This window comes from Priestia sp. ST2 (genome assembly GCF_055810735.1).
Window position 1 is genome coordinate 53,007 of sequence record NZ_JBVVNT010000007.1, and the last position, 12,990, is coordinate 65,996.

Annotated in this window: 7 protein-coding genes; all 7 read right to left on the reverse strand. The window is 40.4% G+C overall.

Annotation, left to right across the window (positions count from 1 at the left end):
• Positions 1 to 4: 4 nt before the first annotated feature.
• The 7 genes from AC0KUU_RS24665 to AC0KUU_RS24695 all read right to left on the reverse strand — a co-directional run bounded on the left by AC0KUU_RS24665 (position 5) and on the right by AC0KUU_RS24695 (position 12,989).
• Positions 5 to 1,249, reverse strand: a complete 1,245-nt coding sequence (locus AC0KUU_RS24665) for a peptidoglycan recognition protein family protein (protein WP_473453428.1) — start codon at positions 1,247 to 1,249, stop codon at positions 5 to 7.
• A gap of 16 nt (positions 1,250 to 1,265) precedes the next feature.
• On the reverse strand, positions 1,266 to 2,768 hold the full coding sequence (locus AC0KUU_RS24670) for a hypothetical protein (protein WP_473453430.1): 1,503 nt from the start codon (positions 2,766 to 2,768) through the stop codon (positions 1,266 to 1,268).
• A 29-nt stretch (positions 2,769 to 2,797) separates the two neighbouring features.
• A complete protein-coding gene (locus AC0KUU_RS24675) occupies positions 2,798 to 3,268 on the reverse strand; it encodes a phage tail protein (RefSeq protein WP_473453432.1) in 471 nt (156 codons plus the stop codon).
• 119 nt (positions 3,269 to 3,387) lie between these two features.
• Positions 3,388 to 3,828: a YiiX/YebB-like N1pC/P60 family cysteine hydrolase gene (locus AC0KUU_RS24680; RefSeq protein WP_473453434.1), complete on the reverse strand. Its 441-nt coding sequence runs from the start codon at positions 3,826 to 3,828 to the stop codon at positions 3,388 to 3,390.
• A 16-nt stretch (positions 3,829 to 3,844) separates the two neighbouring features.
• Positions 3,845 to 4,444, reverse strand: coding sequence for a DUF4376 domain-containing protein (locus AC0KUU_RS24685; protein ID WP_473453436.1), 600 nt, complete (start codon positions 4,442 to 4,444; stop codon positions 3,845 to 3,847).
• Positions 4,445 to 4,477: 33 nt separating this feature from the next.
• A complete protein-coding gene (locus AC0KUU_RS24690; protein WP_473453438.1) occupies positions 4,478 to 11,884 on the reverse strand; it encodes a hypothetical protein in 7,407 nt (2,468 codons plus the stop codon).
• Between the two features lie 16 nt (positions 11,885 to 11,900).
• Positions 11,901 to 12,989: a hypothetical protein gene (locus AC0KUU_RS24695; RefSeq protein WP_427598427.1), complete on the reverse strand. Its 1,089-nt coding sequence runs from the start codon at positions 12,987 to 12,989 to the stop codon at positions 11,901 to 11,903.
• Position 12,990 lies beyond the last annotated feature (1 nt).

The following is a 12,990-nucleotide window of genomic DNA, read 5'->3' on the forward strand; positions in this document are numbered from 1 at the left end:
CTCCTTATTTGCCAGCTAAATCAACAAGCATTTGAGCACGTGTAGCCGGACCATACTTTCCATCGTCTTTTAAATTTCCGTACATAGATTGGTAACGTAAAACAGCATCCGCTGTACCCGCACCGTAAATACCATCAACCGCTCCACACTTGAAGTGCAATGCATTTAACGCACGTTGTACTTGTTTCACCTGCTCTTTGTCATTCTTCGTTGTACGCGTCATCACAACATTAGGAAGAACGAACGTTGTTGGTTTGCTAGGAGTAGGCGTCGGTTTTGGCGCTGGTGGTGTCGGTGCATTACTAGGCGTATAGATCACCTTTGTATCTTCTAAAACATAAGCCTTCTCTTTTTTAGCAAATTCCAAAGCAGAATCTTTATCGCGAACAGCGGTTAATTGTGTCTTCGCATCGTTTGGATCACGGCGAACACGATACCAAATGGTTTTGCCTTCTTTTTTGTTTAGCGCTTTTTCAATTTCAGCTTTTGTATTTAAGCCAGCGATACCATCAGCAACTAAGCCATGGTCTTTCTGAAACTTAAGAACAGCAGCTTGCGTATTTTTACCGAACTTGCCGTCTGTACCTTGCGTGTCGTAGCCAAGTGCTGTTAAATCTTTTTGTAAGTTTTTAACCGCGGTACCGCTATCACCAATACCTAAATCCTCAACTAAATGAACATCGTCATTAGCAGTAGAAGGACGAGAAGGAGCAGACACAATACCTGTGCTTCCAGCAATCTTGTCGGCCACTTGACGTAAGAATGTTTTCCAGCGTCCATTTAAGCTTTTCACGAAGTAGCGGTGGCAATCTTTCCATCCATTTGTTTCATAGTGCAACCACACATCATCAGCTGTTAAGCCGAATTTCTTACAAAGATTTGCTACGTGCGTAACAAGCGTTTGATACGTAGCATCGGTCATCTTCCCGTCCCAATCCACGTGTGTACACTCTACGCCGATAGTCGCGTTGTTTGGATAAGAACCTATACGTTTAAGGCAATCTTTTGTATAAACTTTTGAACCGATGTGATAGCACATCACGTTATAAGGAACCGCATGATACAAATCACCATTTAAGTTAATAACGTCATGAGCTTGAATACCGTTTGATTGATTTCTCCAATAGCTAATGTTTGCTGCAGCTGTTGTATTTGGGTTTGCTACCCAATGAACAATAATGGCTCGTACACGACCTAATGCAATACCTGTTTGAGCAGACTTCGGTAAATAATTATTAATCGTTGCCATGAGTTTTCTTCCTCCTTTATCGATACGTGACTTCTAACTGCACGTTTGTTGACATATATAAGTAGCCTTGTTCGTCTTCACGGAAAAGCGCGATACCACAAGCTAAACCGTCTCGAATACGTTCAGCTATTTCATTTGAAACGGTAATCCATTTACCTTCACCGCGAGCGAATGAACTGAAAGGTCCTTGAACATATTTAATAGTCGGTTTTGTTTCACCAGCAGGCTTTGTCGGATGATTATGTGTGTGTAATTTAATCGCTTGACCACTTGCATAACCATGAGACGTATTCATTCGGTAGAAATAGATTCGGACTTTTTCAATGTTCTTATCTGCTAAGGTGCGACGAATGCTATTAAAATCGAACCACACACAGCCGATGTGATTTCCCCACCAAGGCGGCTCATTCCAGCTTCCTTGATAGACTCGGTTGTTATCTTCACGCCATCCCCAATCGCTCTTACTACGCCATGAAGCAGTTAACGTTGGCTTCCATGTTGTGACTTTTAAAGGTGGGAGGCTTAACTTCTGATCTGGTCCGGTCTTCCAATCTCCATCGAGGTAATTAGGAGAAACAGCACGAACACGCCATGTGATTGTCAAATGCTCACGTTTTTCCGTAGTTGTGTACGTAAAGGTACGATTTGCTCCTTTATACATTTGGCCCCATGATCCAGTGTTGTATCGACGTTCCAAAATGTATTGCGCTGCACCCGAAACGGCATCCCAAGAAACTGTAATTTGCTGACCATACGAAGGAGTAGGTGCAGATAATTTAGGTACAGTATCAAGTTTTTCTTTAAGAAGCGTCACATCGTTTCCTCTTGCTCGATCACTATCGTAATAACCGCTGCGAATAGCTTTAATAGAGAAAGCAACCGTTGTCCATTCAAAGCGTGATTGAACATCGTAATCGACATAACTTTTTCCGGTTCCTTTAAATACATCTGCGCTTGATCCAGTTCCGTCAGCACGTCCATATAGAGCACGAACTTCATACGTGATATCATTCGATAGGTTTTTCCAACTAACACGAACACGTTGGCCTTTCGTAATGACAGCAGGATAAGTTAATCCAGTCGGTACAGCTAACGTTTCTGGAGTCAACGAGCGAACCGGTCCTTCCGTCCATCCACTTTCTTTATCATGAACAGTAGGAGCAACCGCGCGAATACGGAATTGAATCGAATTGTAGCTAGTGTCAGACGATACGCCCCACACATCCGTATTCTTCGCAAAGAATTTACTAGCTGGCCCCCAAACTCCACCGTTATAACGAACTTGAAGTTCGTAAGCCGCTCCAGGAATATCTTCTGTTGTCCAGGTGATTGTGTCACCGCGCACAATTGTAGCCGGGTAACCTAAGAAAGCAGGTTTAGGGAAATTGTTTTTCCACATATCTTTCCAGCTACCATCTACTTTGTCGTAACCATTTGTGATCTTGCGCCATACGCCATCAATCTTTGCGTAGGCATCCACAATCTTTCTGTTCTTCCCGTCGATGTTGACGTAACCCATATGCTAACCTCCTTTCTCGTCCTGGCTGTTTATTCGTATTTAAAATACAAATCTCCATCCTGTCCGACAGTAGAAGTAGGAGTAGCTGTTGAAAGGATTACATTGCGGATTTGTCTTTTGGTGTATTCTTTGTTGCTATTTGCTGTAATCGGAACGGAGAATGTACCTGTATTTAAATCTTCAGGAACATGTTTGTGGACTTTATCCGCTTTGCTACCGACCATATTCTTAACTGCTTTTACAGCATAGGAAGTAGCTGCCGTTCCCTGCGAATCACTATCTGTAGAAGAGTTCAATTGCACAATCCCTTTAGCGCCAGTTGTTCCTGTCGGTAAACGTTCAGGAGAAACGATGCCAGATGTAATATCAGAAGCGGCATGTTTATGTCCTTTTAAAGAGAAGTCGTCAATTGGATGTCCATCTAATGTTTCTGCATCTGAAATGTTAACGCCGATATTGTGATTGGCGATGAGCTGTTCGATTGTTAATGGAGCTGCCATGTAAGAACCTCCTTTTTATAGGTAATTATTACTATACCAATTATAAAACTTATAGGTCTTTAGTTCTATTTGTTTTTCAAAAAAAAGACACTCTTTTTAAGAGCGTCTTTTAAAGTTGTTTATAGCGTGTATGAGCGTCTTTCATGAAGGAGTCGATATAATTGATTGGGAGTTGTAAATTCGTCTCCTACTTCAATCCCTACGCCTTCAAGAAGGGCATGAACTAGTTCTGAACAGATAAATTGTTTTGGGCTACCAATGCGGCGATTAGGTGCAAGTATGAATCCAATGATTTGCAAATAGTCATACCATTTACCGGTTGAGTTAACCGCGTTCTGCAACAGTGTATTTCGTTGGCCAATATTCATATTCATTTCAAACACTTCAACATTTTCATAGTCGAGCGGCTTGATCCGTACTCGGCTATTATATTGTGCTTCAATGATATGACTAGAAGATAACGCCATAGCTACGTGTGAGAAATCACCTTTATCAAACAAACGAACAGCCTTTGAAATAAATGTATCTCCTTTAACAAAAACTATATCTCCTGCTTTCATAGATACCGCATCTCCTTTAACCGCTAATCTTATTCGCTTCTAAGAGTATTTCAAATTCTGTTTCGTAACTAGTAATCTCACATAACTCTTCGTACGTAGTGCAGGCCGCAACCTTTCCTTTGATTTGCCAAAAACCATTGATGCGTTGTCGCTTATGTTTTTCTCCAGCTTTACAAACATCAATGAATTGTTCACGAGTAAATCTTTTAATCCCGTTATTCATGGTCTTCCAATAAATTTCTGAAATTGTAGGATCTAAAATGATGAATGATAATTGCTGACTGAAATTATTTTGATCTTTTAATTCAAAGTCAAAAAAATCAACACCGCATCCGAAGCCACTATAGATAGATTCGTTGCATTGTTCAGATAAATCTTTTATGACTAACTCTTTAAAAAACTCTAATACTTGTTCTGACGTAACGGATTCATTAGGAACGTCTTTTTCAACAACTATATAAGGATAACTCAAACCTTTAGCGCTTCCACCTAACCATGCTGCATCAGTTCGTTTAAAATCGAAAGGTTGACTGACTAAAAATTCTTGTTTAATCGTTGTCATATCTTCATCGAATAGCAGTAATTTATGTGTAGCTGTATTGTTTATTTCATCCAATTTAAGTCCCTCCTTTACTTACAAGGTGCATGATTACACCTTGTAAGTGACTTCAACTTTTAACGAGCCTGAGAACAACATGTAAGGACTGTTGGCATTTATCCATAGTCCAATACCTTTAACAGCAGATTGATTTAAGTAGGATTTAAATGCGTTTGTTACATCCACCCATTTCTCTTCTCCCCATTTAAATCCGCTTGTAGCAGCAACCGAAGTACCATCACCACCATAGATAGCAGGTGAAGCGGTAGATGAAGGTTGCGATGTATGGCCGTGTAAAATGAAACGTGCAGTTTGTGCAGCTGCAGTCCCTCCACCGTTATAACGTTTTGTGTAAATTCGAATTTTTGTAATGACCTTTCCGTTAAACTGATCGAACTGAGTGCCAAAGAACCAAAATCCTTTATAGCGACCATAAGCACTACTATATAAGCCTTGACACACTTCATTTCGATACCATTGTCCTCCAAAGCCAGGCCTCCATGATTTTTGAGCAGTACTTGTCACCGTAACCGTTTTGTAAACAGTAGGTGTCGGTGATGTCGGCGTTGGTGGCACAGGTGGCGGATCAGTAGGGAATGTTCCTCGAATGATTCCACCATCATATTCTGAACGTGTTCCAGCGGGATACGTACCAACTACTGCGATAATAGATGCACGGTATGAACGAATACCAACACCACTTTTAGCAGATCCTTTACAGTTGATAACATCCACCTGTGAACCGTATGCTGCAATGATTGCTGCAGTGTTCGCATTATAAGTTTCACAATCTCGTAAATCCCCACGCGCATTTGAGATATAGAATCCATAACCTGTTAAGTTCTTAGAATCTACAATCGTCCCTTGAGCGGTAAAACCGCTACATCCTAATACATAAACAGGTGCGGCATCCCTTGTAGAAATAATTCGCCCTCTATTAATTTTGACGGAGCAGTTCACATAACTAAATGTAATATCTCCGTACAAGGTGTTGGTCGTGTTTTGGAAATTGATAAGCAAACTTCCGGGCCCTGTAAAACCTTCAACCACTATATTCTCATACATTTCAGTACCTTTGTCGTAGTGAATCCCTATCTCAACGTTGTGCGCTAAAAATTTAGGCAAGCGGTTAATGGCTTCTTGTATCGTAGCTAAAGGTGTTCCCCATCCTAATCCGTCATTTTCATCATCACCGTCTATAGGGTTAACATTTAAGTTAAAGGATGAAGTTGTTTTCGTTACGATATTTGGTGCGGTGATTGACTCTGCTACATATAGTTCTTGTGCAGCTAACTTTTGGAAACCAGAAGAGTAAGATCCGTCATCCATTAACGTATTTAATTGAACACGAATGTCTTCTTCGTCTTGTCCATAAACAACCAATTCACCATTAACATTGTTGACTCCACCTAGTATCAATTGACCTCCGCGAGCAACGTCACTCCAGGTGATTGAGTTAACATCTAAATGCTTTGCCTTAACAATGTTTGCTTTTAAATGTTGGGTATCAACCTCGTCAGCTAAGATATGTCTTCCTCTGATGGCTCCATCTACAATCAATTCCGCACCGTTACGTTTGCGTAGTTCTAAATTACGCAAGTAGTAATAACCACTTGTGCCGCTGTCTTTTTCCATAAAGTATTGAACACGCTTAATGGTTTTTCCTGATGTCGGAGCTGTAGTGACTTTGACTGTCCCTTCAACAAATCCACCGCTTGTTTGAATAGGAACTACACTAGAACCAGCATTACTCCAAGTTCCATCTGTATAGTGATAGCGAATAATGAAATTGACATTCGTTACAGCTGCTTCTTTATATCCGATAAACCCGTAATAGTACTCATCGTTTACTTTAAATTCCACTTGTGGAGAATCAGCAAATTGGATAGTAGCATAGCCAGCTGTTCCAATTCGGAAATGCTTATCGTTTGCTATTGTCACAATGGTATAGCCTAGTGGATTTGATACTTCATTAATCTGAGAAAGGTTCGTAAAATCAGCTAGGGCGATTTGTTGAGCGAAAATCGTCTTTAAAGCAATGGCACCACCATTGATTTTTAATTGATCACCGGAATACTTCCATAAATCAACTTTTACTTTCGCATCATCCCAAGCGTTTTTGTTGCTAGTCACAATGCCATTTACAGTATCGGCCATTTGTTTAGCGCCTGTTGCGATGTCACGTGATAACTCATTGATCTTTTTAATAAGTTGGGCTTTCTTATCGTAGTAATCATCGAATGTTGCGCGGAACGTTGCTCCGTTAACATCTGATGTCACCGACATATTAGAAAGAATAGAGCTAATGAGCGTATTCAATGCATTGAATGAATTTATAAAGTTGGTCTTTTCCGTTCCCACTTCATACGTAGTCGCTAATGATTCATACTGTGGCTTCTCTGCAGAAATGGCTGCCCATTCTTTCTTCAGCTGTACTTTTTCTAATGGTGTGACCTTACTGTCTTTCGACATATCATCAACCATGTTTTTTGTTCCATTCCAATCACCAGAAGATGCAATGATGTCATCGTTAAGAATTTTGGTAACACGTACATCTGTAAAGAACCAGTTCCCATAACTAGCGCTGGCATTGATCTGTGAGAAGAAACGCGCCTTTGTATGATTAGCTGTCACTGTGTAAATGTTAGAGAAATATTGCCATGCACCCGTTCCCTTTGGTTTATGGCCACTAACTAGCCAGTTATTTGTGCCATCATTCATTTGCGTGTTCAGACCTAAACCAAACGTCTGAGCACTATCCGTACTAGCAATCCATCCTTCTACTAGAAACTTATCGCCTGCTTTAACAGAAAAGAAATCAGTGATGTAGTTATCTCTTCCTGTCTGTCTACCTACGAAACTCTTAGGTGATCCGGCAGGCACTCCAGCATCCGTAGCGGCAAAAGCTGTAGCAGCTGTATAGAATGTATTTTTCTTTCCTTCAAACGAAGGGTTAGGATTAAGGTTGTTTGCATCTAAACTAAGTGTGACTTTATCGTTTGCTGTATTAGCTGTCGTTTGAGCAGCTGTTCCAATCGACCGAGCCAACTCGTTAATCTTTTTTACTAATACAGATTTCGTTGTATAGTAATCATCAAATGTATTTCTAAACGTTGCCCCGTTCACATCAGTTGTCGAAGACATATTAGAGAGAATGGATGAAACCGTTGTGTTCAAAGCATTGTAGGCATTTACATAGTTCGTTTTTTCCGTCGTAATCGCATAAGTTGTAGCGACAGATTCAAACTGTGGCTTTTCTCCTGCAATAACCGCCCATTCTTTCTTTAGTTGAACTTTTTCTAAAGGTGTAATTTTGCTGTCAGAAGACATATCTGTAATAGCTTGGTTTGCGGTATTTGCACTTGTCTGTGCATTACTAGCAGCAGTGTTTGCGTTGTCAGCACTTGTTTGTGCGTTGCCCGCTGCCGTGTTTGCCGCTCCAGCAAGATTGTTGATGCTATCATTAATAGCTTTACGCACCTTTTCCGCTTCGTTAAAATAAGTAGCAATTTGCGTACGGAACGTATCTCTTACAGTAGTAGAAGAGAAGGTATACGTCGTGTTCATGCTGCTTAAAATGTCCGCTTCAATCTTAGGAGTTGTTCCGTTTAGCGCATTGTAAGCATTCACAAAGTCAGCGCTTGATACATTTAACGAACTAGCCTGAGCAAACACTTGACCATACTCTGCTTTAATTTGATCCCACGTTGTCTTAAGAGCACTCTTTTCTAATGGTGTAATCTTCATATCAGATGTCATATCATTAACGCCATTTAATGCATTCGTAGCAGTTGATTGAGCATTGTTTGCTAACGTGCGGGATAGTTCATTGATTTTCCGGGTTAACTGCGCTTTCTTGTCATAGTAATCATCAAAAGTAGCGCGGAAGGTTGCCCCGTTAATATCAGATGTTGTCTGCATATTTGAAAGAACAGATGAAACAGTTGTATTTAACGTCGTATATGCGTTGACGTAATTGGTTTTCTCTGTTGTGATTCCGTAAGTTGTCGCAACCGACTCATACTGTGGTTTCTCTGCAGAAATCGCTGCCCATTCCTTCTTTAATTGAACCTTTTCAATAGGCGTGATTTTATTGTCAGAAGACATATTGGCAATCATGACATCTGAATCGTATGCTTTAATTTCTTCTGCTGTTGCTTCTCGAATATGAAGGCGGTCATAGACAATGCTTTTAGCCGCTTTGCTACCTAAAGCATCATAGTTAGCCATTAAATAACCGCTCATTCCTGTCCATCCAGTAACATTGTCGTGCGGTCTAACAATCAATTTACGGACAGTGTACCACTTATTTAATACAGGACTAGGAACCTCTGAACTTAATTGAAGTGAAACACGGTTATTAGCAGCCATTCCCGCCCAATCAACAAGTAAGCCTGCACCGCTTAATGATCCGCTAACTAGCAAGAAATCAATTTCTACAACTAAATATTTAGAGTTAGATACATTGGTAATAAAGAAACTTCCGTTTAATTGTAAGCCTGCATCCTCTGTACCTACTGGCGATAATCGAACAGCATTGCTAGATGACCTCGTAAGCGACGTTTCTTTCTTCAAGATAGAAGAAGGTGTCGTACTCCATAAGGCAGTATTAGTTGGCGTTGTGCTAGTCCAATCGAGAAAGAGCGGATTCTTTATGATAGAACCTGCAATTAGATTTTTGGCATTGGCTTCTGCTTTGTTTGCTTTATTCGTTGCATCCGTAGCGGCAGTAGAGATAGCGTCGGTCTTAGCTTGGTTCGCTTTGCTTGTTGCGTCACTTGCAGCACTAGAGATAGCGTCAGTCTTTGCTTGATTTGCTTTGCTTGTTGCATCTGCCGCCGCTGCCGTTTTAGCGGCTGTTTCAGCTGCGTTTGCTTTAGCTTCTGCGTCTGCCTTAGCTGCCGCAAGATTATCCTGCGCTTGTTTAATACGAGCTTGTTCTTCTGCTGTGACGATGCCATCAGCATGAGCTTTTGCATTTGTTTCCGCAAGAACAGCTTTCGCCTGTGCTTCTGCAATAGCCGCTGCTTGAGCCGCATCCGCTTTGTTCTTAGCATCTGCTTGAGCTGCTTCAATCGCTGCAGTTTGAGCTGAGTTAGCCTTATTTGTTGCATCAGTAGCAGCAGTTGAAATAGCCGCATTCTTTGCCGCATCCGCTTTTGCTTGAGCGCCAGTTGTACTTTCTTTTGCATCCCACGTACTTGCTTTAGAAGTTAACGTAGCATTGGCTTCAAAAGCTTTAACCTCTTGTTCCGTAGCGGATCGCGTCTTCACAGAACTGAACTGAATGGTTTTTGCTGTTACGGTAGCAAATGTTGCGAAGTTAGGCATAACGAATATCTGATATTTACTAAAGTCAGAAGATACGTTTACCTTCACTACTTTTGAAACGGTATACCATTTATTCAGCTGCACACTTGGAACAAGATCCTTTAATTTAACTCCTTGGTCATAAAGGATAGAAGTACCGTCTGCTTTTAGATAACGGAACAATACACCTGCAGCATCTAACGTACCGCTCTCTAATTTAAATGTGATTTCCACATAGACATACTGATAAAAAGGTTTATTCGCAACAGTTTGAGACATGTATTGGTTAGAAGCTGGCGATACATAACGAGCAACAAAACCACTTCCGTTATCAGAAGTTGTTTTTGTTGGTGCCGCTCCTGCAGCTGCTACATATCCATTCGGATAAGTTCCAGTCCAATCAAAGAAAGCAGGGTTACTATTGATTAGGTCTTGGCTTCCGTTTGTAATCATGTCTTTTGCTTCTTGACTTAGCTCTGAAATCGTAATGCCGCCTTCGATATCTAATTGCTTCATACGAATCTTAAATGTTGTGGTTGGATCGTTCAAAAGAGTGACAATGTTATTGCCGTTAAAATCATCTAAATCTACTTTTAAATCATTAATCACACGAACAAGGTTGTTACGAGCAGCATAGTAGTCAGTGAATCGTGTACGCAATAACTGGCCATCCACATCGCTTGTAGAATTCATGACATTAAATAGAGGCGTGACATATGTTTCAAGAGCCGTATAAGAGTTACGATAAGCAGTTAATTCTGTCGTGATTTTTAAGCCTGTTGCCTGAACATCAAGACCTGGCTTCTCATCTTTGATTGTATCCCACTCTTTTTTTAATGCGTATTTTTCATTAGGTGTTACTTTGTCATCGCTGGCGATATCATCTAGTTGATCATGAGCAATGTCATTAATCTTTTTAAGCAAAGCGGTTTTGGCTGTGAAATAATTTGTGAACTTCGTTCTGAATTCAACGCCATTAATCGTGCTTTCTACTGTTAATACAGTTAAAAGAGGAAGCAAGTAATCTTTCAAACTATTGAACGATGTAATGTACGTATTTAATTCAGTTGTGATCGCAAGAGCTGAACCTTGTGTTTCTAAAATCGGTTTTTCTGTTTGGATAATTTCCCATTCACGCTGTACGGTTTTCTTTTCAGAAGGAGTTAATTTATTATCGTTCGCTAAATCATCAAACTTATTGAATGTTAAATCCGAAATCTTCTTGAGCACCGCTGTTTTCTTATCATAATAATCTTTGAATTTGGCGCGGAACGTCGGACCATCAATAGTTGTTGTGACGGTTAGGTTCGATAATAAAGGCGTGATATAAGTAGATAAATTGTTGAACGCAAGAAGATAGCTCTCTTTTTCTGTCGTAATACCGAAAGTCGTAGCTTGCTGCTCAATCATCGTTTTTTCAGATTGGATGATATCCCATTCTTTTTTAGCATCCTGCTTTTCGTTAGGCGTTAACTTGTTATCGTTAGCCATATCATCAATCTTGGTGTGAGCATTATCGGTATTTTCTTTTTGTTTAGCCGCTACGATTTCACGTAATGATGAAACGGCATTATAATAGTCCAGCCATTTTGTACGCCATGTATCGGGAACAACCGTAATATTCGAATCCAACGTTACGTTCCATGGCTTAGGAGACATCGGATTTAAATATGTACGTAGATTGTTGTATGCTGTTTCAACAGCAACATAAGCGGTGTGACTAGTAGCCACACCTGCATTTGCTGCTTCTCTACGTACTGAAAACATTTCACCTTTTCGAATGTTGACATCAATATCAGTAATCGTTGGCATATCCGCTGTTTCCGCTAAGGTCTTACCAACAATAAACATAACTTGATCTAACACTTCAAGTCGTTCTGAAACAGTGATAATACTGTCTTTACTGATATTGGTTAACTTATCGATAGCTGTTTCAATCTTTTGGTTAGCACCTGGATCAAGACCGCCTAGTGAGATTTGTTGCAGTATCCATTCTCTTCCGTTCCATGAATAGAGTTCATCCGGGCCGTTTTCGATTTCTTTTAACCACAGGGTACCAACGGACGGATCAGTAGGGGCCGTACCTGAAATGATTGCATCATTTACATCAATAATCGTTATTTGTCCTGTAGCCAGTGTGGTAGCCATAAAATGTCCTCCTTTTTTATCCTTCGATATCTACGTTAAATGTTGCCTTCACTCGAACATCCGCATCGCCAATGGTTAAGGTTTTTCCTGTTTTGAATGCGACACCCGTTCCACCAAAATCTGTTACCAATACACCAGCTTTGTCGTACTTGTACCATTTGTACACATATTTATAAGGAGAAGTTGTATCGATTTCTTCCCCGCCTCTAAATAATTTAGCGGTTAAAACTGATGAGCCCTGACCGTTTTTAAAGATTGTTCCTCCTGAAGACGTAACCGATACTTGGATTGGGTCAGATGTATCAATGAACGTAACAGTTTCCCAAAACGTTTGATTGTACGTAGGGCTTGCTGAATCAATATCTTTTACCGCTACTTTAAACACTTCTAGTGACGGTACTGCTGAAGCAGGAACGGTAATTTCACGCGTTGTATATCCAGTAATTCCGTAGTTAGTGGTAGAAGTTAGCTTTTCCCAACCTGCACCTGCGCCTTGGTCTGCTGTAATTTGTGGATCTTGGATATACCATTGGTACGATACTAGTGTGTTATCGATAGTAGATCCGCGCCATAAATCAACATTTGCTTTTAAAGAAGTTGTTGCACCATTCTTAAAGACATTTCCTAGAGGCGTCATTGCAATCGCTGTTACGATACCGCCACCACTAGATACACGGCTTAATGAGATTGATAACTTTGTAGCGATATCTAATCCTGTAGTCGGATCGCGATAAACAACTTCACAGATATAATCTTTTGCATTGATGTTACCGACAAGCACATTCTGTTTAATGGTTAATTTTTTTAATCCGGATGCAGGAATATCATACGTAGAACCACTTGTTAGTTCTGTATTTGGGTTAGCAGCGTCATACCATTTGATGCTTTGCACTTGTGGAGACGTAATAATGTCTTCTGATTTCCCTAAGATAAATAATGACGGCGTTAATACCATGTATGGAGATACAGCCCAGTTTGGTGTATACGTGTTGTTATCCGGATTATAAATTTGTGTTTTCGCTAAGTTGGCACCAATAAAACCTTGTAGCGATAGGGCGTCATTGTAATCGACAATTGTAATTTGACCAGTAGCTAATACTGCCATA

Excerpts from the sequence above, each read along its gene's own strand:
- AC0KUU_RS24665 (WP_473453428.1), bottom strand. The coding sequence starts at position 1,249 with ATGGCAACGATTAATAATTATTTACCGAAGTCTGCTCAAACAGGTATT.
- AC0KUU_RS24670 (WP_473453430.1), bottom strand. The coding sequence starts at position 2,768 with ATGGGTTACGTCAACATCGACGGGAAGAACAGAAAGATTGTGGATGCC.
- AC0KUU_RS24675 (WP_473453432.1), bottom strand. The coding sequence starts at position 3,268 with ATGGCAGCTCCATTAACAATCGAACAGCTCATCGCCAATCACAATATC.
- AC0KUU_RS24680 (WP_473453434.1), bottom strand. The coding sequence starts at position 3,828 with ATGAAAGCAGGAGATATAGTTTTTGTTAAAGGAGATACATTTATTTCA.
- AC0KUU_RS24690 (WP_473453438.1), bottom strand. The coding sequence starts at position 11,884 with ATGGCTACCACACTGGCTACAGGACAAATAACGATTATTGATGTAAAT.
- AC0KUU_RS24695 (WP_427598427.1), bottom strand. The coding sequence starts at position 12,989 with ATGGCAGTATTAGCTACTGGTCAAATTACAATTGTCGATTACAATGAC.